Origin of the sequence: Exiguobacterium sp. H66 (assembly GCF_018618705.1) — a bacterium.
GTDB classification, from domain to species: Bacteria; Bacillota; Bacilli; order Exiguobacteriales; family Exiguobacteriaceae; genus Exiguobacterium_A; species Exiguobacterium_A oxidotolerans.
The window spans coordinates 392,044-415,169 of the sequence record NZ_JACSMQ010000001.1 but is presented as its reverse complement, the minus strand read 5'-3'; the positions used below and the strand labels follow the sequence as shown (position 1 = coordinate 415,169).

Annotated in this window: 27 protein-coding genes; 24 read left to right on the top strand and 3 right to left on the bottom strand. The window is 46.2% G+C overall.

Going from position 1 to position 23,126, the window contains the following annotated elements; genetic code table 11:
- Positions 1-21: 21 nt before the first annotated feature.
- The 7 genes from ctaD to KNP88_RS02120 all read left to right on the top strand — a co-directional run bounded on the left by ctaD (position 22) and on the right by KNP88_RS02120 (position 5,253).
- The gene (gene ctaD, locus KNP88_RS02150) at positions 22-1,890 is read left to right on the top strand and encodes a cytochrome c oxidase subunit I (protein WP_201302332.1); all 1,869 of its coding nucleotides are present in this window, start codon (positions 22-24) and stop codon (positions 1,888-1,890) included.
- 1 nt (position 1,891) lies between these two features.
- Complete coding sequence (locus KNP88_RS02145; protein WP_088837451.1) at positions 1,892-2,521, top strand: cytochrome (ubi)quinol oxidase subunit III; 630 nt, start codon at positions 1,892-1,894, stop codon at positions 2,519-2,521.
- Between the two features lies 1 nt (position 2,522).
- Positions 2,523-2,852: a cytochrome C oxidase subunit IV family protein gene (locus KNP88_RS02140; protein WP_088837450.1), complete on the top strand. Its 330-nt coding sequence runs from the start codon at positions 2,523-2,525 to the stop codon at positions 2,850-2,852.
- Between the two features lie 131 nt (positions 2,853-2,983).
- Complete coding sequence (gene ctaG / locus KNP88_RS02135; RefSeq protein ID WP_088837449.1) at positions 2,984-3,889, top strand: cytochrome c oxidase assembly factor CtaG; 906 nt, start codon at positions 2,984-2,986, stop codon at positions 3,887-3,889.
- Positions 3,890-3,910: 21 nt separating this feature from the next.
- On the top strand, positions 3,911-4,372 hold the full coding sequence (locus KNP88_RS02130) for a DUF420 domain-containing protein (RefSeq protein WP_029330931.1): 462 nt from the start codon (positions 3,911-3,913) through the stop codon (positions 4,370-4,372).
- Positions 4,373-4,384: 12 nt separating this feature from the next.
- A complete protein-coding gene (locus KNP88_RS02125; protein ID WP_088837448.1) occupies positions 4,385-4,990 on the top strand; it encodes an SCO family protein in 606 nt (201 codons plus the stop codon).
- A 5-nt stretch (positions 4,991-4,995) separates the two neighbouring features.
- Positions 4,996-5,253 (top strand): hypothetical protein, encoded by a 258-nt coding sequence (locus KNP88_RS02120; RefSeq protein ID WP_088837447.1) that lies wholly within the window; start codon positions 4,996-4,998, stop codon positions 5,251-5,253.
- A gap of 267 nt (positions 5,254-5,520) precedes the next feature.
- Here the strand turns inward: KNP88_RS02120 and KNP88_RS02115 are convergent, their stop codons facing one another.
- Both KNP88_RS02115 and KNP88_RS02110 read right to left on the bottom strand, forming a co-directional pair.
- A complete protein-coding gene (locus KNP88_RS02115; RefSeq protein WP_029330928.1) occupies positions 5,521-5,871 on the bottom strand; it encodes a YugN family protein in 351 nt (116 codons plus the stop codon).
- A gap of 110 nt (positions 5,872-5,981) precedes the next feature.
- Positions 5,982-6,749 (bottom strand): ATP-grasp domain-containing protein, encoded by a 768-nt coding sequence (locus tag KNP88_RS02110; protein ID WP_251132575.1) that lies wholly within the window; start codon positions 6,747-6,749, stop codon positions 5,982-5,984.
- 101 nt (positions 6,750-6,850) lie between these two features.
- Here KNP88_RS02110 and KNP88_RS02105 point away from each other — a divergent pair, with 101 nt between their 5' ends.
- Genes KNP88_RS02105 through KNP88_RS02085 form a run of 5 tightly spaced genes read left to right on the top strand, consistent with a single transcriptional unit; the run spans position 6,851 to position 9,685 of the window.
- Positions 6,851-7,291 (top strand): YlbF/YmcA family competence regulator, encoded by a 441-nt coding sequence (locus KNP88_RS02105; protein ID WP_029330926.1) that lies wholly within the window; start codon positions 6,851-6,853, stop codon positions 7,289-7,291.
- Positions 7,292-7,316: 25 nt separating this feature from the next.
- Entirely contained in the window at positions 7,317-7,574 is a 258-nt protein-coding gene (locus KNP88_RS02100) for a YlbG family protein (RefSeq protein ID WP_088837445.1), read from the top strand.
- A 55-nt stretch (positions 7,575-7,629) separates the two neighbouring features.
- The gene (gene rsmD, locus KNP88_RS02095) at positions 7,630-8,199 is read left to right on the top strand and encodes a 16S rRNA (guanine(966)-N(2))-methyltransferase RsmD (protein WP_214892119.1); all 570 of its coding nucleotides are present in this window, start codon (positions 7,630-7,632) and stop codon (positions 8,197-8,199) included.
- Positions 8,196-8,690: a pantetheine-phosphate adenylyltransferase gene (coaD, locus tag KNP88_RS02090; protein ID WP_088837443.1), complete on the top strand. Its 495-nt coding sequence runs from the start codon at positions 8,196-8,198 to the stop codon at positions 8,688-8,690. The genes rsmD and coaD overlap by 4 nt, the downstream gene beginning before the upstream one ends.
- Positions 8,687-9,685 (top strand): SepM family pheromone-processing serine protease, encoded by a 999-nt coding sequence (locus KNP88_RS02085; RefSeq protein WP_214892117.1) that lies wholly within the window; start codon positions 8,687-8,689, stop codon positions 9,683-9,685. The genes coaD and KNP88_RS02085 overlap by 4 nt, the downstream gene beginning before the upstream one ends.
- Here KNP88_RS02085 and KNP88_RS02080 read toward each other — a convergent pair.
- Positions 9,658-10,809: a tRNA(Met) cytidine acetate ligase gene (locus tag KNP88_RS02080; protein ID WP_214892115.1), complete on the bottom strand. Its 1,152-nt coding sequence runs from the start codon at positions 10,807-10,809 to the stop codon at positions 9,658-9,660. The two genes, KNP88_RS02085 and KNP88_RS02080, sit on opposite strands and share 28 nt — an antisense overlap.
- Positions 10,810-10,964: 155 nt before the next feature.
- On the opposite strand from KNP88_RS02080, the gene KNP88_RS02075 reads away from it, so the two are divergent.
- From KNP88_RS02075 to murG, 12 genes are all read left to right on the top strand, one after another.
- A complete protein-coding gene (locus tag KNP88_RS02075; protein WP_088837440.1) occupies positions 10,965-11,489 on the top strand; it encodes a YceD family protein in 525 nt (174 codons plus the stop codon).
- Positions 11,490-11,534: 45 nt separating this feature from the next.
- Entirely contained in the window at positions 11,535-11,708 is a 174-nt protein-coding gene (gene rpmF, locus KNP88_RS02070; RefSeq protein ID WP_012370841.1) for a 50S ribosomal protein L32, read from the top strand.
- Positions 11,709-11,797: 89 nt separating this feature from the next.
- Complete coding sequence (locus tag KNP88_RS02065; RefSeq protein ID WP_214892113.1) at positions 11,798-12,619, top strand: ketopantoate reductase family protein; 822 nt, start codon at positions 11,798-11,800, stop codon at positions 12,617-12,619.
- The gene (locus KNP88_RS02060) at positions 12,616-12,972 is read left to right on the top strand and encodes a DUF3397 family protein (RefSeq protein ID WP_088837438.1); all 357 of its coding nucleotides are present in this window, start codon (positions 12,616-12,618) and stop codon (positions 12,970-12,972) included. The genes KNP88_RS02065 and KNP88_RS02060 overlap by 4 nt, the downstream gene beginning before the upstream one ends.
- A gap of 25 nt (positions 12,973-12,997) precedes the next feature.
- Entirely contained in the window at positions 12,998-14,557 is a 1,560-nt protein-coding gene (bshC, locus tag KNP88_RS02055) for a bacillithiol biosynthesis cysteine-adding enzyme BshC (protein WP_214892111.1), read from the top strand.
- Between the two features lie 161 nt (positions 14,558-14,718).
- Complete coding sequence (gene rsmH / locus KNP88_RS02050) at positions 14,719-15,657, top strand: 16S rRNA (cytosine(1402)-N(4))-methyltransferase RsmH (protein ID WP_029330916.1); 939 nt, start codon at positions 14,719-14,721, stop codon at positions 15,655-15,657.
- 13 nt (positions 15,658-15,670) lie between these two features.
- Positions 15,671-16,057, top strand: a complete 387-nt coding sequence (gene ftsL / locus KNP88_RS02045; protein WP_088837436.1) for a cell division protein FtsL — start codon at positions 15,671-15,673, stop codon at positions 16,055-16,057.
- Positions 16,054-18,192, top strand: a complete 2,139-nt coding sequence (locus KNP88_RS02040; RefSeq protein ID WP_088837435.1) for a penicillin-binding transpeptidase domain-containing protein — start codon at positions 16,054-16,056, stop codon at positions 18,190-18,192. The genes ftsL and KNP88_RS02040 overlap by 4 nt, the downstream gene beginning before the upstream one ends.
- Before the next feature lie 106 nt (positions 18,193-18,298).
- The gene (locus KNP88_RS02035; RefSeq protein WP_214892108.1) at positions 18,299-19,618 is read left to right on the top strand and encodes a UDP-N-acetylmuramoyl-tripeptide--D-alanyl-D-alanine ligase; all 1,320 of its coding nucleotides are present in this window, start codon (positions 18,299-18,301) and stop codon (positions 19,616-19,618) included.
- Between the two features lie 22 nt (positions 19,619-19,640).
- Entirely contained in the window at positions 19,641-20,603 is a 963-nt protein-coding gene (gene mraY / locus KNP88_RS02030; RefSeq protein ID WP_088837433.1) for a phospho-N-acetylmuramoyl-pentapeptide-transferase, read from the top strand.
- 37 nt (positions 20,604-20,640) lie between these two features.
- A complete protein-coding gene (gene murD, locus KNP88_RS02025) occupies positions 20,641-21,987 on the top strand; it encodes a UDP-N-acetylmuramoyl-L-alanine--D-glutamate ligase (RefSeq protein WP_214765222.1) in 1,347 nt (448 codons plus the stop codon).
- Positions 21,984-23,078, top strand: coding sequence for an undecaprenyldiphospho-muramoylpentapeptide beta-N-acetylglucosaminyltransferase (gene murG, locus KNP88_RS02020; RefSeq protein WP_214892106.1), 1,095 nt, complete (start codon positions 21,984-21,986; stop codon positions 23,076-23,078). Before murD ends, murG begins: the two co-directional genes overlap by 4 nt.
- Positions 23,079-23,126: the final 48 nt, after the last annotated feature.

Below are 23,126 nucleotides of genomic sequence, written 5' to 3'. Positions count from 1 at the left end.
ATCATAGTGGGGACACATACTATGGGTATGCCGAAGAAAAAAAGCGGCATCATGGACTGGCTAACGACAGTCGACCATAAAAAAATTGGGATTCTCTACATCATGTCCGGATTGTTCTTCCTTCTGGTCGGTGGCGTAGAAGCCTTAATGATTCGTTTTCAATTGATTAAACCGATGAACGATTTCGTCAGCGGTGAGTTATTTAACCAGTTGATCACGATGCACGGTACGACGATGATCTTCCTGGCAGCGATGCCGATGTTGATCGGTTATATGAACGCCGCGGTACCGCTTCAAATCGGAGCACGTGACGTTGCGTTCCCGTTTTTGAACGCACTTGGTTTTTGGTTGTTCTTCTTTGGTGGCGTGCTCTTGAACTTATCATGGTTCTTCGGCGCAGCACCGAACGCAGGATGGACAGCTTACGCACCACTCTCAACAGTCCCGGAATCACTCGGTGTTGATTTTTATGCACTCGGGTTACAGATTTCTGGTTTCGGTACACTTATGGGGGGGATTAACTTCCTCGTTACGATCTTGAACATGCGCGCACCAGGTATGAAACTGATGCGGATGCCTTTGTTCACATGGACGGCGTTCGTTGCATCAGCTTTGATCGTCTTCGCATTCCCTCCGCTTACGGTCGGTTTGTTCCTCTTGACGTTTGAACGTCTTTTCGGAGCTCACTTCTTCGACCCGGCAGCCGGTGGTAACATCGTCATTTGGGAACACCTCTTCTGGATCTTCGGGCACCCGGAAGTATATATCTTGATTTTACCGGCATTTGGTATTTTCTCTGAAATCATTCCTACATTCGCACGTAAACGTCTCTTCGGTTACACGACGATGGTCTTTGCGACAATGTTGATCGGTTTCCTCGGATTCATGGTTTGGGTTCACCACATGTTTACAGTGGGTCTCGGACCAGTCGCAAACGCAATCTTCGCTGTTGCGACGATGGCGATCGCTGTACCGACCGGTGTGAAGATCTTCAACTGGCTGTTCACACTTTGGGGCGGTAAATTGACGTTCCCGGTTGCGATGCTTTATTCGGTCGCATTCATCCCATCATTCCTTGTGGGTGGTATGACAGGGGTCATGCTTTCAGTTGCTCCTGCCGATTATCAGTATCACGACAGCTACTTCGTTGTTGCCCACTTCCACTACGTTATCGTTGGTGGGGTCGTCTTCGGTCTCTTTGCGGGTCTTTACTATTGGTTCCCATTGATGTTCGGAAAACAGCTCAACGAATTCTGGGGCAAGATTCAATTCTGGTTGTTCTTCATCGGCTTCCACTTGACGTTCTTCCCACAACACATCCTTGGTCTTACAGGTATGCCACGTCGTGTCTTCACGTACTTACCAAACCAAGGCTGGGAAACAATGAACTTACTATCATCGATTGGTGCAGGCTTCATGGGTGTATCAACAATCGTTCTTGTTGTTTCAATTGCAGCGGCATTGATGTCGAAAGAATATGTGAAACGCGATGTTTGGGGTGACGGTCGTACCCTTGAGTGGACGCTTCCTGTTCCGACTCCAGAGTACAACTTTGCACAAACACCACTCGTCAAAGGACTCGACACGTACTGGCTCGAAAAAATGGCTGGAAATAAAACAGTTTCCGTATCGGAAGAAGTCGGCGATATCCACATGCCGAATAACACGATTTTGCCATTCGTCATGTCAGTCGGCTTGTTCCTTGCAGGTCTTGGATTCATTCTTCGTCTTGACTACGGAACTGTCGGTCTTGTCATCGCCTTGATTGGTCTTGCAACGACACTCTTCGCGATGTTCCTACGTTCTTGGATTGACGATGAAGGATACTACATCCCGAAATCAGTCATCGAAGAAGATCTACGCCTTGAAGCTGAAAAGGAGGCGAAGTAAGATGGGTCATCATTCAGTACCAAACAACCCAGTGACTGGTATTCCAGATCATGTTGAAAAAGCAACACTTGAGGGTAAGAATAAATATGTAGCCTTCTGGTTCTTCCTTGGAGGAGAGACGACATTGTTCGCCTCTCTCTTCGGAACATACATCGGATTGCACAACTCAGGCGCAAAAGAAGGATTACGGAGTTACGACATCTTTGAGATGGAACTCGTCTTCATCATGACGATGCTTCTTCTGACGAGTTCATTGACAAGTGTTCTTGGGATGATGGCGATGAAACGGAATGACGTTGCGAAAATGAAGATGTGGCTCATTATTACGCTCGCTCTCGGTCTAGCATTCCTCGCTGGTGAGATTTATGAGTTTAATCACTATTACCACATCGGTCATACGTTTACGTCAAGCGCATTCGGTTCGGCGTTCTACACACTTGTCGGGTTCCATGGAGCGCACGTCTTGTTCGGTCTTCTCTGGATTTCGACATTGCTCATCCGTAACTGGAAACGCGGCATCACAGTCGTCAATGCACCGAAGTACTATGTTTCAAGTCTTTACTGGCACTTCATTGATGTCGTCTGGGTCTTTATCTTCTCAGTCGTCTACCTCATGGGGATGGTGAAATAAGATGGAAAAACACGAACCACAAGTTACACGTAACCAGTTAGAATTAGAAATGAAAGCTGATCGTAGCCGCGAAATGCAGCTACAATTGATCAGTTTTGGACTGATGATTTTCTTGACGTTGATCGCTTTCGGCGCAGTGATGGCAGAGCTTATGCCACACTGGGCTGCAGGTGGATTCCTCGTCATCATGGCAATCGTCCAAGTCTACCTTCAGTTATATATGTTCATGCATATGAATAACAAAGGGAACACATGGATTAAAGTCATGATGGGACTCGGTATCTTCGTTGCCTTAACAATCGTCGCGACACTTCGTCTTTTAATCTGGTAAAAAATTGTGACCATTCTGCTAACGTTTAGCAGGATGGTCTTTTATTTTGGAATCGTTTTATGAGAAACCTTTACAATGAAATAGGGGAACGGTAATCTTAGTTTGTAGGAAACAGGAACGGGGTGAGAAATATGTTAGGCAATTTAAGGGGTGCTTTATCGCAATTCGATTGGACCGTCTTGTGGAGCCCGTATTACGCGTTACTCTTGATCGGTCTTTACGTATTGTATGCATTCATTACTGAAAAAATTAGACGACCAGACGAGGCAGAAACGACGTTAGCTCAAAAGTTCATGATGCTAGCGGCTTTATTCGTCTACTATATTGGCTTTGGTAGTCCGCTTGATGTGTTAGCGCATATTACGTTCTCTGCGCACATGCTCCAAATGGTTTTCGTCTATATGGTGGCGCCGCCACTGTTGATGCTAGCAATTCCGGGTTGGGCATTTAAGCGATTGTTCGGCGTCCCGTACTTAGGGAAGGCATTACGGTTCTTCACGTTGCCATTGATTGCGCTCGTCGTGTTCAATTCCTTGTTTACGTTTTACCATATGCCGTTCATCTTTGATTACGTCTTGACGAACTATACGGTCCACCGTTTGTTCCACGGGACATTAATCTTCCTCAGCATGACGATGTGGTATCCAATCATCGCACCTGTCAATGAGGAGGATAGTCTATCCGATTTGAAAAAGATGGTCTACATCGTTGCGAACGGCGTGCTGTTGACACCAGCTTGTGCGTTCATGATCTTCAGTCAGAGCTTCCAATACGATGCGTATCAAGACCCAGCGACATTCGCGAAAGTCTTGGCTTACTGTCTGCCGAATAATGATGTGAGCGGCTTGAACATGGAACGCCTATTTGGGACAACAAAAGATTTACTCGAAGATCAACGGTTCGGAGGCGTCTTGATGAAACTTGGACAAGAACTCGTCTACGGGATCTTCTTCGGTTTGACCTTCTTCACGTGGGTGAGACGATCAAAAAGTACTGCTGTCGATGAAGGCATGTCCTTCACGCCAAAAGCGGATTAAGTAAATGGAGGAAGTCTGAAAATGAGTTATTTGCCGTTGATTTGTGTTTCTTTGATTGTTCTCAGTGCAATATTTGTAGCAATCGGTTGGTTTTTGATCGCGCAGACACGCCGGAATATGGGGGCGCATAAAGTCGTGATGAACATTGCGGCAGCGCTCGCGTTACTGTTCTTCATCATGTACGCGCTTCGGACGATCTTACTCGGGAATACTGCTTTCGGGGGACCGGATACGGTTAAACCGTACTACACAGGATTTTTAATCTTTCATATTTTACTCGCCACATCGGGTGGTATCTTAGGCTTAATCGCTTTGTTCTACGCCTATAAACAAAACTTTGCCCGTCACCGTAAAATTGGTCCAAAGGCATCGGTCATTTGGTTTTTGACGGCAATCACGGGAGTCCTTGTCTATTGCCTGTTATACGTTGTGTATGAGCCGGGCGAAACAACAAATGTATTTCGTGCGATTTGGAATCATTAAGGGGGGTTCGCTTTGAAAAAAAATAGTTATTTGACGGTAGCCGCCGTCGTTTTGATTTTAGTCGCCGCTGCAGGGGGGTATTATTATTTCTTTATGAAAGAAAAGCTACCTGTGATTGCTGAACCGACACCATTTGAATTAACGAATGCCGTCAACGGGAAAACATTCGATTCAGAAGATGGTAAAGTAAAAGTATTGACGTTTTTCTACTCGAATTGTCCAGACATTTGTCCTTTGACGTTAAATGACTACCGGAAACTCGAGAAAAAATTACGGGCGGAAAATCTATACGGATCCGATGTCGAACTTGTCGCCGTGACGGTCGACCCTAAAGTTGATACGCCGAAGGTCTTGAAGAAGTATGCGTCTAATTTCGAGGCGAATCCTGAAGGCTGGAAAGTTTTAACGGGGGATGAGGTCGTCATTGATCGTCTGACACGCCAGTTGAACTTCTATTATTCAAAAGCAGAAAGTGGTCTTGTCACACACGGGACACAAATGTTCATTCTCGATCGCGACAATAAGGTGCGTGCGATATCTTCAATGGCGAAGACACCTGACGAGCCGGTCGATCTCGAGGAAGTCATGACATCCGTCAAACAACTTGCGAAGGAGTGATCATTTTGGTTGAAGAATATCAGAATAAAGGTGAAGTGACGGTATCAGTACAAGCAATTGAAGAGTTATTGTTGTGTGCCGTCATCGAATTTGGTGTCGTTTGTACACGGATTAAACGTTTGCCGACGGAAGGGATTTCGTTTAGCTTGAAGGTTACCGCAACGGTGCAACAGTTACCTGCCCTCTATATGGGTTTGCGAGAACAAGTCCGCTTACAACTCGGAGACGGGGTAGTCGACTACCTCCAACTGGTCACAAAATGAGACATATAATGGCCCCTTCCACGTCTGACGGAAGGGGCCATTACTTTTAGGGCTGGACAAGGAGTAGCGGGGACCAGCGCACAACACACGATTTTTTTTGTGACAAACTTTTTAGCGACTGTTCCGTGAAGAATGCCTTGAAGTCTCTCGTGACTCGTCGACTTGAAAAAGCAATCAGACATGGACTCGGCAGCGCAAAGAATCGCCTGAAGAATATTTTTAGATGAAAAAAAACCGCTCCTTTTAACAGGAACGGTCGGATATAACTTATTTTTCGAGTGTTTCGAGTAACCCTGTCAAGCGACGCTCACAATCTTTAACGATCTCAGGTGGGAACTCTTCATCATACTCAACACCATGTGGATAGTAGTGTTTTCCGAGAAGTGGTGTCATCATGCGAACAATCGCGTGGCGATCTTCGATTTCACCTTGAATTGCATAAACTGGAATCCGGAGATAGAAGACCTCTCCTGTTGATTGTTTTTCGTACTTCATGTCATACATCGCACGTTCGTAATCCCATTGTCCTTCACGGACGAAACGGTGGTGGTCCATGATTGTCTCAAGTAAACCAAACTTAATTTCTTTGCCTTCGATGCCGTATTTCTCAAACTTCATGTTTGAATCCCCCTATACCCCAGTTTGCTAGTAGATACTAGTCTTTCCAAACTATCATACCATAATGAATGATTCGATAAAGTAAAAGTTGTGAAGTCAATTTGAAGAATTCATGAACTCTTATATTTTCGTTCGACATATTCTAAAATCGTATCCGGTGCATGAATTCCTAGATGGTTCAGGCCTTCTCCACCAAAGAAAACGTTGAACTCGAGTATATAGATTTTTCCGTCGCGGAAAATCAAATCAAAACCGGCATGATCGATATCGAGCCGTTTCGCGAGTGCGAGTACGAAATCCAGTGCCTCCTGCGGGATATTCTCGAAATCAAGGACCCCACCCTGGGCGACGTTGTTTAAAAATTGCGCACCGCCGACGCGCCAGTAGGCAGCAAGAACTTGATCACCGATGACGACGACACGAAGGTCTTTTTCGTTCGGGATATATTCTTGGACGTAAAACGTCTCATGGTGATCGGTATACTTCTTCCAGTCGATTTCATCCTTAATCAGGTGAACCCCTTGGCCCATCGAACTGCGGACAGTCTTCGCGACGAATGGGAACGAAAATTCATCTAAGACACGCTTCACGGTGAATTCATTTTTTCCGTAAATACCGGTCCGAGGAATATTGTCCGGAATCACGGTTTTAAAAATACGCGTCATCTCGATTTTATCGTGCCCGAGATGGAATGTCGCGGCGGACGGGAAAATCGGTTTTTTCATTCCGTAGATGATGGAGTGGATCTGCCAATATTCGGGGAACAAGACGACGTCCGCTTTGGCGATTTTATCGAGCGAATCAAAATGGTAGTCTGACTTCGCGTGATCGGTTTTAATCCCGATCGTCCGAAACATATTAAATGATAAAAATTGCATACAATTCATTCCTTCCTTCTGAACAAAGTATACACAATTCAGCGTGCTAGGAGCGAGATAAATGTTATGATATGATGGTGAAGTCAAGGAGGAGATTCGTTGTGATTTATTCTGATAAAACGATAGACCTCATCAACGCTGCGGAAGAACTGACATCCGCTCTTTTGCATAGCGAAACAGGTCAAGCATATATAAGTGCCAAACAAGCACGCGCAAATTCAGCACAAGCACAAGACGTCATTCGGGATTTTAATCGAATCAAGGAAGAATACGAGCTTGTTCAACGTTTTGGTCGATATCATCCAGATTACCAAACGATCACGAAAAAAGTACATGAAGTCAAGCGGGCGCTCGATCTGCAAGAAGAGGTCGCGACGTTTAAAAAAGCAGAAAAACAATTAGAGACGTTACTCGGACAAATTAGTCTGAAACTTGCCGGGGAAGTGTCACCTCAAATTAAGGTTCCGACGGGTAATCCATTCTTCGATCAAGGATGTGCAGGTGGATGTTCGACCGGAGGTAGTTGTAGCTGTAGCGGCTAATGCCGAACAAGGGAGGAACGGTGTTGTGATTAAGGATCGAATTGGACTGATCGTCTATGTCAACGCGATGAAAGCATCGCGTCAATTGCGCCGATTTGGAAACGTCTATTTTACATCGAAGCGAGAAAAATATGTTTTTTTATATGTTGATTTGGAACAGTATGAACGTTCGGTCGAAACGATTGCTGCATTGCCTTTCGTCGATTCCGTTCTTCGTTCGGAGCGACCATTCATTACCGAAACATATGCAAATAAAAAAGGTAAACTGCAAGAAGAAGTATAAACGTTGGAGCGATGAGGACATCCTCGTCGCTCTTTTTTGGAGGGAAGGAAAAGTCATGCGAGTCATTTCTGGGGAACGAAAAGGTACTAAAATTAAAGCGGTACCGGGGGATAATACACGACCGACGACCGATAAGGTCAAAGAATCATTATTTAATGTCATCGGACCTTATTTTAACGGGGGACGTGCACTTGATCTCTTCGCGGGGAGCGGTGGCCTTGGAATCGAGGCATTGTCACGTGGATGTGAAAAAGCGGTATTCGTCGATCAGCACTTTAAAGCGGTTCAGACAATTAAAGAAAACTTGATGACGACTCGATTGGCTGAGAGAAGTCGTGTCCTAAAAAAAGATGTCTCCGTTGCTTTGACGGAACTCGCATCAGAAACGCCATTTAAACTAATCTTTCTCGATCCACCCTATGCCAAGGAACGACTCGTCGAACATGTCACGTACATAGAGCAACACGACATGTTGACGGACAATGGCGTCATCGTCTGTGAGCATGGGTCAGAGATTGAATTACCTGATCGGATTGGTCGCCTTGAAGTTGTGAAAAGGATGCGGTACTCAACGGTCATCTCAATCACATTATATGAAATTATCGAACTGGAGGAAGAAGTATGAAACGTATCGCCATCTGTCCGGGGAGCTTTGACCCGATCACGAACGGTCATCTTGATATCATCGAGCGTGCTGCACCCATCTTCGACGAAATCATCGTCGCGGTATTAAATAACTCGTCGAAGCAACCTTTATTTTCGGTTAAAGAACGTATGGAATTGATTTCTGAGGTGACGGAGCACTTACCGCATATCAAAGTAGATTCTTTTAACGGTCTGCTTGTCGACTATGCAGCAGAAGTAGGGGCGACGGCAATCGTACGTGGGCTACGTGCTGTATCCGACTTTGAATATGAGATGCAGGTGGCCTCAATCAATAAGAAGATGAATGACCAGATTGAAACCTTGTTCATGATGACGAGTAACCAATATTCGTTCCTCAGTTCCTCAATCGTCAAAGAAGCTGCAAAGTATGGTGCTTCCGTTGCCGGGCTTGTGCCACCGCCCGTCGAAGAAGCGTTACGTCAAAAGTATGCGAAAGGAGAATTGAAATGAAAGCATGGAAACCTGCGCTCGCTGCCATCGTCGCGGCGATGATCGTCTTCTTTGTTCCATTGCCCTATTTCATCTCGTATCCTGGAGACGCAACATCGACAGAACAAATCATTGACGTATCGGGTGCGGAAAAAGAACCGGGCGATCTAATGATGTTGACCGTTGCGCAACGGCGGGCGACACCGTATTTTCTAGTCGAGAGTTTATTTTTACCTTTTTCTGAAACATCGGATGTAAGTGACTATTTATATGACGGTGAATCTGACGCACAATACGAGAACAGACAACAACTTTACATGGAAGAAGCGCAACATAATGCAATGATTGAAGGATATGAACTGGCTGATAAAGAAGTCGAGGTCGACTTTGAAGGCGTTTATGTCTCTGGCATTATTTCTGGCGGTCCTGCTGACGGGAAGTTACGTGCCGGGGACCAGATTGTTGCCGTTGATGGAGCACCGTTAAAATCAATGAGCAGCTTTATGCAGACAATCAGTTCGAAAAAAGCAGGGACAGATGTGAAAGTGACATTCGAACGGGACAAAAAAACGAAAACAACGACGATCAAGGTCGGGAAACTAGCGAAGAACTCAGAGCAGGTCGGACTCGGTATCTATGAACCGCTTCCGATGTCAGACGTGCAGACGGATCCGAAAGTCGAGTTTAACTTAGAAAATGTTGGTGGGCCTTCGGCCGGGATGATGTTCACGCTTGAGATTTATGATCAATTGACAGATGGTGATTTAGCGAAGGGACATACGATTGCTGGTACTGGAACGATTGAAGAGGGTGGGAAAGTAGGACCGATTGGTGGAGCTTGGCAAAAAGTCGTCGCAGCAGACGAAGCGGAAGCGGAAATCATGTTCGTCCCAGCCGGTTCGAATTATGAAGAAGCAAAACCATCCATCAAAAAACTCGGGACGAAAATGAAACTCGTCCCGATCAAAACAGTTGAGGATGCACTCGATTATTTAGAAAAGTTACCAGAAAAATGAGCAAACCGACGATGTTCCTCTAGTTGGTTATACCGAGCCAAGGGAACGGTATACGCTGCCGTAACTTGGCTCTCTTTTATGAGCCAAGGGTGCGCCTCAAATGTGCTGATGACTCGAATGTGTTGCTTGATTTGCCGGAGCGCTTGTCGTCCTTTGTCATTAAAGGCAAGTGGTCGCACGTAATCGATTTGGTCAAATGCAACCGAATCGATTTCCTCTGTCATCGTCGAGGTCAGTAAATAAATGAGTGTGCGCTGTAAACTTGTCCGCGTATAGCGGCGTGTTTTGACGAAAGTCATGAAGTCGTCGAAAGTCGAGCTGTAGCGGGCGCCTTCGACGAGACGAGGTGCCAGTGACGTATCAATGCCGTTAAATTGCATGAGAACGCCTAGGGGCGTCGATAGAAGCCGGTTCCGGATAAAGGGATAGTAGAGATCAAACGAAGCAAAAGTCGCCCCTTGGAGTACGCTAGCGCTTTCTTTTGGAAGTCCTGTCAATTGGTGCGTTTCATCGTAGTGGGCACGGATTGCTGTCGCGCTCATGATATCGCCGACTGACAGGTCGTGGTAGCCACTTCCGATACGCTTTGTCGTATGTAAGGAGATGTTTGATGCAGCACGGGCATAATAATAACCGAGTGTGTTATTCGGCGTCGTCAAGTCGAGCGTCGTCGTCAATGCGCGGAATGCCTGGCTCGCTGCCATCGCGGAAGATAATCCGTTTGATAAGCCTTCTTTGACGAGTCGCTGGTACGCAGGAGTCTCTTCATTTTTTTCAGATGCTGCTAAAAGGAAAGGGGTGATGTCTCCACATTCACTCCCGAATGACAAAGACGTAGCGCCGATCGTTTCGGCGATCGTGACGCCTCCTTGCGCAAAACGGTCGGCGCGTTGGACGGAAAAATAAAACGGAAGTTCTAAGACAAGGTCGATTTCGCCGCTTGCGACGGCCGCTCGTGCACGTGTCCACTTGTCACTAAAAGCAGGTTCCCCGCGTTGCATGAACGTTCCGCTCATGATGGCGACGATCAAATCGGCATCGGTTTCCTCGCGTGCGATTTTGGCTTGATAGAGGTGTCCGTTATGAAACGGATTGTACTCTGAAATAATTGCTGTCATCTTCATGAAACTTTCTCCTTTGCAAACGGAATTAAGTGCGGTAATATGGATGAAGACGTCCGAAAGTGTTCGTTCTCTAGCGATTTCAGTGTAAAGAAAAAACATTGACAAAACAAGATGTCCTCTCTATAATTCATATTGTTGCAATTGAGGTGATTCGGATGAAATGGTCCCTGATGCAATTGAATAAATTGCGCAATCTGGGTCAACTTCAGGTTAACGAGACGATCGAGCTTCCTGAGCTCATCGCCCTCCATCCGGATATCCGGGCGGTGCAACCTGTGCACATTCGTGCAAATGCATCGTTTACATCGAATCAATTAATATTCAATCTCCGGATTACTGGCGAAATGACGCTTCCGGATGCCCGGACGCTAAATGACGTCGCGTACCCGTTCGAGATTGAATCCATCGAGTCGTTCCTGCTCGAAGTTGATGCTGCTCCGGTTGATTCGGACGATATCAATTTACCGAATGGGAATACGGTCGATCTTCGACCACTCGTGCAAGAATTGATTTTACTTCATGTGCCAGTGCAAGTGCATGGGGATGATGAAGAAAATCAGTTGGTTCAAGGGGAAGGTTGGACGGTTCTTTCAGAAGAATCTCCAGAAGAAGCTGAACCAAAAATTGATCCGCGACTTGCGGGTCTCGCTCAGTTCTTTAAAAAAGATCAGGATTCCTAATTTTTTGATAAAGACGAGTGTATTTTTTCAAGGAGGTGGACAACGATGGCAGTACCATTCCGCAGAACGTCGAAAACACGCAAACGTCTTCGCCGTACTCATTTCAAACTCCGTGTACCAGGTATGGTCGAGTGCCCAAACTGTGGTGAAATGAAACTTTCACACCGTGTTTGTAAAGCATGTGGCTCGTACAAAGGTAAAGAAATCGTCAGCAAGTAAGCTGAATGATCGGTATAAAGACGACCTGTAAAATCGAGAAAATCGGTTTTACAGGTCGTTTTTTTGATATATAAAGGAGTGATTCGACGATGAGCAGAATAGGGATCATCGGAGCCGGTGCTGTTGGGTTATTACTTGCTTCCTACTTAGCAGAGCACCATCAAATTACGTTATATACGAGACAGTTAGGTGACGGGACAAAGCGAATCCTGCGAGACGATCAATGGAGTCCGACCGTAAAGGTTCGACCGATTGCGCATTTCGAGTCACAAGACTTGGTGTTCGTTACGACAAAGTCGTATGATATAAAAAGTGTGATTCCTTATCTAGAACACGAGAAAAATCCAGTCGTTTTTTTACAAAACGGAATGGGACATCTTGATGCAGCACGTGCTCTGCCGCAAGCAATTTTCGGGGTCGTTGAGCATGGCGCGATGAAGACGGGTCCTTACGAAATCCGTCATACGGGAAAAGGGCGCATTCGATATGGGAATCATGTCCTGTCGATGCTGAAGCGAGATGCGTTGCAGTTTGAGCACGTAACGAATATTGAAGCAGTCATGGTGACGAAATTATTCATGAATGCTGTCATCAATCCATTGACAGCCTATTATGGGGTTGAAAATGGACGATTACTCGATGAACCGTATGCATCGAAAGCACGTGCCGTCTTTGCCGAAGTGTGTAGTGTCTTCCCGAACCACCCGATTACGTATGATGAGATCGAACAGATTTTAAAGCGTACGCGTCTCAATCGCTCGTCGATGTTACGGGATGTGGAGCAAGGACGAATGACGGAAATCGATCCAATCGTTGGGTATGTGCTAAAGCAGGCGACGCAACCGACACCGTTGTTAGCTTATTATTTTCAGGAAATTAAGCATCGAGAACAAGAGGGGGATTCGTTGTGACGGTTTTTATCATCTTTCCACTGTTCAGTTTAATTGTCCTTTACTTATTATTTCTGTTGTTGTTTCGGACGCATGCCAAGGCCGTCCGGGTCGCGCTTGATCTCGGGACGTTCATCGTATTGTATGCGATTCATGTTTCGTTAATCGCATTGACGGGGCATAACTACGTGGGTTGGTTGTTGATTGCAGTATTGTCAGTGTTTGCATTAAATGCGTTATGGCAACGGATTCGACAAGTCGACATCGATTATGTCCAAATGATTCGACATAGTTGGCGAATCATCGTCTTGATTGCCCTTCCTGTACATCTCATACTGTTTGGAATTGGAATTCGTCAACTAATGATTGGTTGATCAAGTTAGAAAGAAGGGATTTTGTTTGAAGGTACAATCATTTCAAGCCTTATATGAAGACAACTCGTTGATGCATAGAGCGACGGGTGAAGACTTTTCTAAATATGTAGACCACATCGGAGAAGAAGGGATGCAAGCGCGGAGCCAACGTCTTCGAGAGCGTCAGTATCCTCATCTCAGTCCACTCGTCGACGAGTTGATTCGTCAAAATCCGCAGATGACTGGGACGATTCGACAGCGTCTCGAACGGTTGCGGACGGGTGAGGCACAAGTCGTCATTACTGGGCAGCAAACCGGTATCTTCGGGGGGCCTTTATATGCCATTTACAAACTGTTAACCTGTCTAAAGGTCGCGAAGCAAGCGGAAAATCAATTGGGGTTACCGGTTGTTCCGATCTTTTGGCTCGCGACCGAAGATCATGATTTTGATGAAATCAATCATATCTATGCACCGACGGCAGAATATCAACCGCGAAAATTGACGGTTTCACCGCAAGATACGATTCAGCGTTCCGTTAGTCGGATGACGCTCGATCAAAAAGCGGTCAAACAAGTCTTACGCCAAGCCTTGAGCGTCGACCAAGAAACACAACATACAAAGGAACTTGTTTCGCTGGTGGAGCGGTTGATTGATCAAGAAACGACATATGGCGGTTTTTTCTCAGCGCTACTCGGAGAATTAGTGAATCATGATGTCATCTTTTTTGATGCCGATGCAAAAGCAGTACGCGAACTCGAAATTCCATTCTTTGAGCAGTTGATTCAAGACAACAAAGAAATTCGTCAAGCGTTGTCGACCGGGATTCAGCAAACGACGGACTTACCGGATACCTTCTTGAATGAAGAAGCAGCGCATCTGTTCGTCGAGGACATCGGACGGGATTTATTGTACCCGGGAGAAGACTTTGTAACGAAGCAGGGGAAGACTTACACGGAACTTGAGTTACTGGCGTTGCTGTATGCAAGTCCTGAGCGTTTTTCGAATAGTGTCGTCACACGACCGTTGATGCAGGATTATCTGTTCCCGACCCTCGCCTATATCGGAGGACCTGGTGAGATTGCCTACTGGACACGTCTTCGACCATTGTTCCATCACTTTGATTGGACGATGCCGCTGCTCATTCCACGAATGGGCGCCGTCGTGTTACGAGCGCGGGACGAAAAGCTGCTTCGCCGGTATGACTTGTCGCTAGAACAAGTACTATCGCATGGTGTAGCGATTGAACCGTTCGATACGACGAAGATAAATAGTCAGTTGCATCCGTCGCATATTTTAGGTACTGCACTCATTCAAGAAATTGAACAGGTCGAGCGGGCAACTTCTAAAAATTTATCAGCGACGAAAAAGCTGAATAAACAAATTCAACTCGCAATCGATACGGTCGTTACGCAAGAGCGGCGGAATTACGATCGCCTCATGCGAACAAAACGCTCACTCCAGTATCAACTTCTTCCGAATGGAGCGCCTCAAGAGCGCATGCACTCCATCTTGCCATGGCTCAATCGCTACGGTTTAGATTTAATTCAAAACCTGCGTGTACAATATGAGCAGACAGATGCTGAACAATTGGAAATTTTGCTTTAAACCTGCTGAAATGAGCAGGTTTTTTTGTTTTTTTAGCGAAAGATACCTAAAAGTGAAATAAATCAAGAAAACTGTCTCATTTTCGTAACGTTTTAAATAAGGAATGTGATACATTGAAAAAGAGTAACGTCCATCTTGGACACTGAAAGGTGAGGCAGGGCATGTTTGAACATGAAACGGTATTAAAATGGGAGTCCATTAAAGGGCTAGATATTAAACCTGATGGAGTATATGTAGATTGTACATTAGGTGGAGCAGGACACAGTGAAGAAATCGTGAAGCAATTGACGACAGGTCATCTCTATGCATTTGATCAAGATGACGTCGCGCTTGCCCATGCGGAAGAACGTCTCGCAGCGTATGCCGGTCGCTTTACGCTGATTAAGAGTAACTTCGTTCACTTGCAAGAAAAGCTAAATGAGTTAGGTGTAACTAAAGTAGATGGTATTTTGTTTGATCTCGGTGTATCCTCGCCCCAGCTGGATGAAGGGGAACGTGGTTTTAGTTATAACTTTGATGCGCGTCTCGATATGCGAATGGATCAAACGTCATCGTTATCGGCATATGAAGTCGTTAACGACTGGCCATATAATGATCTCGTTCGGATTTTCTTTACATACGGAGAAGAAAAATTTTCGAAGCAGATTGCACGGAAAATTGAAAAGGCACGTGAAGAAGGTCCAATCACGACGACGTTCGAACTGGTCGAACTCATCAAGGACGCGATTCCAGCGCCTGCCCGTCGAAAGGGTGGGCATCCGGCAAAGCGGACGTTCCAAGCGATTCGGATTGCTGTCAATGATGAATTGAATGTCTTCGATCGAGCGGTGTATCAGGCGATTGATTTGCTGGCTGTTGGGGGTCGTCTTTGTGTCATCACGTTCCATTCACTTGAAGACCGCATGTGTAAACTAGCATTTAAAGAAAAATCATCGTTACCCGAGCTTCCACAAGGATTGCCGATGATTCCAAAAGAGTTTGAACCAGAACTTCGCCTCGTCACACGTAAGCCGATTACAGCAGGAAATGATGAGCTTGATGATAACCGTCGTTCACGTTCTGCTAAGTTACGGATTGTTGAAAAAATGAAGGAAAGTTGAGAGGAGCATTCAGATGGCAGAACCACTTCGTAAACCAGTCCAATCGCTAGAACCTGTTCGTCAGCGCCCAGTTCAAGAACCGACGAAAACGGAAGACATTAATCGTCGCGTCGCCGTCCGTCCGAAGTATCGCCTGTATCCCTTTGAAAAATTCTTATACAGTGCAATGATTGGTGGTCTCGTCTTATTCGGTAGCGCGACGATTGGGGCACACAATGATGCTTACAACGTCAGTCGAGATCTTGCGAAGGAAAATCAAGTGACGCAAGAGATGAAGAAGGAAAATGAACGTCTTCAACTTGAAGTTACGAATTTAAGCTCTCCAGAACGGATCTACAAGATTGCGAAAGAACAAGGTCTTGATATGCGAAAAGGGAACATCAAGGTGATTCCTAAATGAATCCACTTAAAAAGTCCCGTGTGAGAGTAGCCATCATCATGATGATATTTGCTGCTCTCTTTTTTGTGTTTATTGGCCGGTTTCTTTATTTGTCGACAACTAAAAAGTTTCACGGAGAAGATATGATTGCCTACGCGGAAAAGAAACGCTGGGAAGCCGAGTCGACGCTCTCGGCAGAGCGAGGGGAAATTTTTGACCGTCTCGGTTCACCGATTGCGATCAATGTACCCTCTTACCACCTTGTCGCAGTCTACCGGTTAGGTGGCGTTCAAGATCCGGATGCGACAGTCGTTGACTATAAGAAGACGGCGACAGGGCTCGCGCCGATTCTTGGTATGACGGTCAAAGAGCTTGAGACGTATTTGATTGAAAATAAAGACCGCTCGCAAATCGAGTTCGGAAAAAAAGGGAGTGATTTGACGCTTGATCAAAAAGAAAAAATTGATAAGCTCGACCTTCCCGGAATCCGACTGATTGAAGAGCCAAAACGATATTATCCAAACGGTGTTTTTCTATCCGATACGCTCGGATTCGTTCAAAAGATGACAGAGGATAACGGACGCGTCGTCTTAAAAGGACAGATGGGGATCGAAAAACAATATGATGATGCGTTACGGGAGTCAATTGGGTCCCGTGTCTTTGAAAAAGATCGAAGTGGCGGTGAATTGATTCAAGGTGGATCGCGTATTTCAAATGAGCCGAAAGATGGCTCGAACTTATACTTGACGATTGATCACCGGATTCAACAAGCGCTCGAAAAACAAATGCAGAAAATGTATGACGAATACAAACCTAAAAATGCGACAGGTGTCGTCATGGATGCAAAAACGGGTGAAATACTCGCGATGACGGATCGACCATCATTCAATCCGAACTTGCGGGATATGACAGATTTCACGAACTTTGCCGTTTCCTCACGGTTCGAACCGGGTTCGACGATGAAGATCTTTACGCTGGCGGCTGCGATTGATGCCGGTGTCTTTCGGCCGAATGAACCGTATAAGTCAGGTAACTACAACTATAAAGGCACAGTCATCAAGGATTACAATGATGTTGGTTGGGGGACGATTCCAATGATTGAAGGAGTCTATCACTCGTCGAATGTCATGTTCTCGATTTTGACAGCTGAAAAGCTAGGCATCGAGCGGTATAAAGAATACTTTAAGAAGTTTCATTTTGATCAAAAGACGGGTATAGACATCTCGGGAGAAGTAAACAGTCAGTCCGATTTATCAAAACCGTTAAATACGGTCATCACGTCGTGGGGACAATCGACCGCCGTGACCCCGATGCAATTGTTGCAGGGAGCGACGGCAATCGCTGGAAATGGTGAAATGGTCAAACCACACATCATCCAAAAGGCAGATCACGTCGATCAGGCTCCTTACAAAGCAAAAACGGAAGTGGTCGGCAAACCGATTTCGGCTGAAGCGGCGAAGGCGACGCGGGAAGCACTCGATGGCGTCGTCAACAGTAAGCTTGGAACGGGACAAATGTATAAGTTGGATGATTACCGCGTCATCGGTAAAACCGGGACGGCGCAAATTTCAGAGAACGGGAAGTATATCCAAGGAAAGTTCATCCATTCCTTCATCGGAATGGCCCCGAAGGATGATCCTGAACTCATCATGTACATTGCAGTCGATCGTCCATCGAAAAATGAATCATCGGTCTCGGGTCCAAGTATCATGAGTCCAGTTTTCAAAAGCGTCATGAATACAGCACTCCAGTATCGGAGCATCCAACCCGAAACACAAAAAGAGTCAGTCGATGTCAAAGCAAAAATAACACCGAGCTATATTACAAAAACCGCTGCCGAAGCAAAGGCTTTAGCGAAGGAACAAGGTGCCGTTCCGATTATTTTAGGTGACGGGGCACAAGTCGTCTCGCAAATCCCGTCGCGTGGTCAGGAATTCGTCAGTGGTGAACGTGTCCTTCTTAAAACGGATGATACGTTCAAGATGCCTGATTTGACTGGCTGGTCGCAACGAGATGTCAAAAAGCTCGTCAGTTTGTATGATTTGAAGTTAGATGTGATTGGTAAAGGTTTTGTAACCAAACAATCAGCCCGAACTGGTACACTAGTGAAAGAAAATGGAAAGTTGACGGTTGAACTCGCTGAACCAAACGATTAAGGTAAAAGCGGTCCCTAATTTTCTGCAGGAGAACGAGGACGAACAGGAGTCATTCGTTGACTTTTGAATTCGTCCTCTTTTTCTGTAAATGAGTGGAGGAAATGAAATGGTGACGATAACAGAAATCGCAAGTTGGCTCGGATTAGATGTGACAGACGAAAGATCGCTTCGCCACTTTGCGACGGATTCGAGAAGTGAACTGACAGAAGGATTGTACGTTCCGATACAAGGCGCGCGCGTCGACGGACATTCGTTCATCGATGGAGCAATCGACCAAGGAGCCATCGCGACGTTATGGAAAAAAGGAATCCCGCTTCCGGACGCAGACATCGTCGTACTCGAAGTCGAAGACCCGTTAGCCGCGTTGCAACATATTGCAACACGTTACTTGAAACTCGTCTCACCAAAGGTAGTGGCGATTACGGGGTCCAATGGTAAGACATCGACAAAAGATATGGTCGAAAGTGTATTGAAAACGACGTATCGGACGCATAAGACATCAGGTAATTTTAATTCAGACATCGGCATGCCGTTGACGATTTTGATGATGCCTCGTGACACGGAGGTAGCGGTGCTCGAGATGGGAATGAGTGGCTTCGGTGACATCGAGTTCTTATCACAATTAGCAGAACCGGATATCGCACTTGTAACGAATATCGGTGAGTCTCATGCGGAACATGTCGGGGGGCGTGCAGGAATTGCAAAAGCCAAATTAGAAATCACAGCAGGTCTAAAGCCGGATGGTCATCTATTCCTTGACGGAGACGAAGCGTTACTTGCTGGTGTTACAGGTGAGCGGATTGGTTACCACCACGCAAACACATTTGTCATCGAGCAAGCAGAGGCGACCTTCCTCGGAACGACGTTTCAATTTGCCGGAGCAACATTCCGTATTCCGGTTCTTGGAAAACATCAAGTGCGCAACGCGGCTTATGCGATTGCGACAGCACGCGCACTCGGGGTTGCGGACGAGGTGATTCAGGCAGGGCTGGATGAAGTGAAATTGACACCGATGCGGATGGAACGTCTCGTCTATCACAAGACAGCCATTATCAATGATGCTTATAATGCAAGCCCGACATCGATGAATGCGGCAATCGAGACGGTTGCAGAGCTTGACGGTTATCCGACCCGCGTTGTTGTCCTAGGAGACATGTACGAGCTTGGGGACCAAGAGCGTGAATTGCACGCATCGGTCGGTAAGCGGATTACACTTCCAGTCTCACATGCTATTCTTGTAGGAGAGAAGGGACGGTATATCGCGGAAGGCATTACTGATCCGTCGGTAGTGGTCGAATTCGCAGAGACGGTCAATCAGGCGGCTACGTTGCTTCGTCCGTTGTTGGGTGAACAAACGATTGTGTTGCTTAAAGCTTCTCGTGGAGTAGCGCTTGAGCAGATTTTAACGGATTTAAACAAAATTTAATTCTTAAAAGTAGGTGTTTGCAATGATTACATTATTCATCAGTTTAATTGTCGCTTTACTCGTGGTTCTTCTTGTCATGCCAAGAGCGATTCCTTTTTTACACCAGTTGAAATTTGGACAAGAAATTCGAGAAGAAGGACCGCAGTGGCACCAGGTCAAGTCCGGAACGCCAACGATGGGTGGAATCGTCATTTTACTCGCAATGATTGGAAGCTTGATTGCGGCGATGATTACGGGAGACTTAGAAGCGAATCACTTGTCACTCTTGTTCTTGACGCTTGCTTATGGTGCGATCGGATTCATCGATGATTACATCAAAGTCGTCAAAAAACGTAACCTTGGATTGAACTCGAAACAAAAATTAATTGGACAAATTGTTGTTGGATTATTATTTGTATGGTTGAGTGGTGGGTTTACGAGCGAAGCGACTTACTTAGCGATCCCGTTTACGTCAATGACGTTTGATTTCGGCTTGCTTTATCCACTTGTCGCGCTGTTTTGGTTAGTCGGATTCTCGAATGCCGTCAATTTGACGGACGGATTAGATGGTCTCGTATCCTTTACAGCAATCCCGACATTCCTGTTCTTTAGTTTGTATGCGTGGTTCGTTGCAGATGAAGTAGGGGTCGCGTTATTCGCGATGTCAGCAGTCGGTGCATTGATTGGATTCTTATTGTTCAATGCCCACCCTGCGAAAATCTTCATGGGGGATACAGGCTCGCTCGCACTCGGAGCAGCACTCGCCGGGTTATCCATCCTTTTAAAACTTGAATTGCTACTTGTTTTAATTGGAATCGTGTTCGTTGTTGAGACATTATCTGTGATTTTACAGGTGATTTCATTTAAAACGACGGGAAAACGTATCTTTAAGATGAGCCCGATTCATCATCATTTCGAGATGGTCGGTTGGAGTGAATGGCGGATTGTCGGTACGTTTGCTTCGATTAGTTGTATCGTAGCGTTCATTGCCTACTTGCTTGTTTAATTGAAATTTCCGGATGAAGAAAGTGAGCGATTTTAAGATGAAGAAGTCTGATTGGGTCAACAAAAAGGTCTTAGTGCTCGGAACGGCTAAAAGTGGTATCGCAGCGGCTAAGTATTTGGTCGAAGCAGGGGCAGATGTGACGGTGAACGACGGTGGGACACCCTCGGGAACAGATCAAGATACTTTGCTGAAACTCGGTGTCAAAACGACTTTCGGCGAGCATCCGCTCACGTTACTTGAAGGAGTAGAGCTCATCGTCAAAAATCCAGGGATTCCGTATCAGATTCCGCTCTTGCAAGAAGCACTGGTGCGACAGATTCCAATTTGGACGGAAGTCGAGCTCGGCTATCATGCGACGAATGCGCAATGGGTAGCGATTACAGGGTCAAACGGGAAGACGACGACGACGACGCTTGTCCACGAATTATTGAAACAGCAGACGCGTCCGGTACACTTGGCGGGAAACATCGGCTTCCCGGCGATTGAGATTGCGAAAGAAGCGGAAGATGATGCAATCATCGTGATTGAACTTTCGAGTTTTCAACTGATGGGAATGCACGCCTTTAAACCAATGAGTGCGGCTTTCTTAAACTTATCAGCGGCTCATCTTGACTATCATGGTGATCTTGAATCCTACGCGGAAGCGAAAGCACGAATTTTCCGTAACATGGATGCGAATGACCGCCTTGTCGTCAATGCAGACGATGATGTCGTCATGCGCTTAAGTGATCAGGCAAAAGCAGAGCGGTTGCGTTTTTCACGTAAGAGTCCAGCTTATGCTCGTGTCGAGCAGGACATGATTATGGTTGGTGAAACGCCGATCTTACCGGCCGCTGAACTGGCTTTAGGTGGGGGACACAATCTAGAGAACGTCTTAGCAGCATTGACGTTAGTAGAACCATTCAATATTCCGTTACAAGCGGTGCAGGATGTCTTACGGACATTCGGTGGCGTCGCGCATCGTACAGAGTACATTGGCGAATTCAAGGGACGTAAAGTCTACAATGATTCGAAAGCGACGAACAACGTGGCGACGGAAGCAGCACTATCCGGTTTTAAAGCTCCAATCATTTGGTTATGTGGCGGACTAGAACGCGGTGCTGATTTAACACCACTCGTAGAGTCGATGACACAAGTCAAGCATGTCGTCGGTTTGGGCGAGACGGGACCACGTTTTGCGGAACTGGCACGTCAAGAAAAGATTGATGCAACGGTCGTCAGCGATATGGCGCAAGCAGTACAGGCAGCATTTGATGTCTCACAAGCCGGGGATATCATCTTATTATCGCCTGCGTCAGCGAGCTGGGATCAATATAAGACGTATGAAGAACGTGGCGAACATTTTGTTCGCGCCGTCGAATCGATTGGAGGAGATGCTAAATGAGAATCGTCGTATCAGGTGGTGGAACCGGAGGGCATATTTATCCGGCGCTCGCGATGATCCGCGAAATCGAGCGACGGATGCCGTGTGAAGTGCTATACATCGGAACGGAAAATGGGCTAGAAGCAGATATCGTCCGACGCGCAGGAATTCCCTTTGAATCGATTGAGATTTCAGGTATTCGCCGTTCGTTATCATTTGAAAACGTTAAGACGGGAATCCGTTTCTTAAAGAGCGTGACCCGTGTCCGGAAAATGTTGCGAAAGTTCAACCCCGATATCGTCGTCGGGACAGGTGGTTTCGTTTGTGGACCGGTCCTTTATACAGCAGCGAAGATGGGGTATAAAACACTCGTCCATGAGCAAAACAGTTTACCTGGTATTACGAATAAGTTTCTTGCTCGGTACGTCGATCGTGTCGCGTTATCGTTTAAAGGATCAGGTCACCATTTCGGTAAAAACGAAGCGAAAACCGTTTTAATCGGTAATCCCCGGGCTTCCGAAGTAGCTGATTTGCAAGTCGACCCGGTCATTGAGCGGCAACGTTATGGTTTTGAAGAAGGGCGCCCGTTAGTCGTCGTTTACGGTGGAAGTCGTGGAGCGCCAGCAATCAACCAAGCCATCATCGAGATGATGCCGAAGTTCATTCAGATGGATTGGTCGATGTTGTTCGTGACAGGTCAAGTTCATTTTGAAGAGATTAGTCGCCAAATCGGAACGGTCCCGGAGCGGATTCAGTTACGTCCGTTCGTCTATGATTTACCGAATATCTTAAAGGCGAGTCAACTCGTCATTTCACGTTCGGGTGCGAGCACGTTAGCGGAATTGACGACGCTCGGATTACCGAGCATTCTCATTCCGAGTCCATACGTCACAGAAAACCATCAAGAAGTAAATGCCTCGTCCCTCGTCGAAACAGGAGCAAGCTTGCTCGTCCGAGAAGCTGAACTGACAGGAGAAACGTTATTCGATGCTTGTAAAACGGCGATTGCGAATCAAGAAGCGATGTCGCAGGCCGCATTCGCTTTAGGGATGCCGAATGCATCGAGTGATTTAGTGGACGAGTTGAATCGCTTGATTCAACAAAAAAACTAAACAGTTGCAGGAATAGACCGATAAGGAACTGAAATTAATCAAGTAGAG

Excerpts from the sequence above, each read along its gene's own strand:
- KNP88_RS02140 (WP_088837450.1), top strand. The coding sequence starts at position 2,523 with ATGGAAAAACACGAACCACAAGTTACACGTAACCAGTTAGAATTAGAA.
- coaD (WP_088837443.1), top strand. The coding sequence starts at position 8,196 with ATGAAACGTATCGCCATCTGTCCGGGGAGCTTTGACCCGATCACGAAC.
- KNP88_RS02085 (WP_214892117.1), top strand. The coding sequence starts at position 8,687 with ATGAAAGCATGGAAACCTGCGCTCGCTGCCATCGTCGCGGCGATGATC.
- mraY (WP_088837433.1), top strand. The coding sequence starts at position 19,641 with ATGATTACATTATTCATCAGTTTAATTGTCGCTTTACTCGTGGTTCTT.
- KNP88_RS02075 (WP_088837440.1), top strand. The coding sequence starts at position 10,965 with ATGAAATGGTCCCTGATGCAATTGAATAAATTGCGCAATCTGGGTCAA.
- ctaG (WP_088837449.1), top strand. The coding sequence starts at position 2,984 with ATGTTAGGCAATTTAAGGGGTGCTTTATCGCAATTCGATTGGACCGTC.
- KNP88_RS02115 (WP_029330928.1), bottom strand. The coding sequence starts at position 5,871 with ATGAAGTTTGAGAAATACGGCATCGAAGGCAAAGAAATTAAGTTTGGT.
- KNP88_RS02080 (WP_214892115.1), bottom strand. The coding sequence starts at position 10,809 with ATGAAGATGACAGCAATTATTTCAGAGTACAATCCGTTTCATAACGGA.
- ftsL (WP_088837436.1), top strand. The coding sequence starts at position 15,671 with ATGGCAGAACCACTTCGTAAACCAGTCCAATCGCTAGAACCTGTTCGT.
- ctaD (WP_201302332.1), top strand. The coding sequence starts at position 22 with ATGGGTATGCCGAAGAAAAAAAGCGGCATCATGGACTGGCTAACGACA.
- KNP88_RS02065 (WP_214892113.1), top strand. The coding sequence starts at position 11,798 with ATGAGCAGAATAGGGATCATCGGAGCCGGTGCTGTTGGGTTATTACTT.
- murG (WP_214892106.1), top strand. The coding sequence starts at position 21,984 with ATGAGAATCGTCGTATCAGGTGGTGGAACCGGAGGGCATATTTATCCG.
- rpmF (WP_012370841.1), top strand. The coding sequence starts at position 11,535 with ATGGCAGTACCATTCCGCAGAACGTCGAAAACACGCAAACGTCTTCGC.
- KNP88_RS02145 (WP_088837451.1), top strand. The coding sequence starts at position 1,892 with ATGGGTCATCATTCAGTACCAAACAACCCAGTGACTGGTATTCCAGAT.
- KNP88_RS02040 (WP_088837435.1), top strand. The coding sequence starts at position 16,054 with ATGAATCCACTTAAAAAGTCCCGTGTGAGAGTAGCCATCATCATGATG.
- KNP88_RS02035 (WP_214892108.1), top strand. The coding sequence starts at position 18,299 with ATGGTGACGATAACAGAAATCGCAAGTTGGCTCGGATTAGATGTGACA.
- KNP88_RS02130 (WP_029330931.1), top strand. The coding sequence starts at position 3,911 with ATGAGTTATTTGCCGTTGATTTGTGTTTCTTTGATTGTTCTCAGTGCA.
- KNP88_RS02110 (WP_251132575.1), bottom strand. The coding sequence starts at position 6,749 with ATGCAATTTTTATCATTTAATATGTTTCGGACGATCGGGATTAAAACC.
- rsmD (WP_214892119.1), top strand. The coding sequence starts at position 7,630 with ATGCGAGTCATTTCTGGGGAACGAAAAGGTACTAAAATTAAAGCGGTA.
- rsmH (WP_029330916.1), top strand. The coding sequence starts at position 14,719 with ATGTTTGAACATGAAACGGTATTAAAATGGGAGTCCATTAAAGGGCTA.
- murD (WP_214765222.1), top strand. The coding sequence starts at position 20,641 with ATGAAGAAGTCTGATTGGGTCAACAAAAAGGTCTTAGTGCTCGGAACG.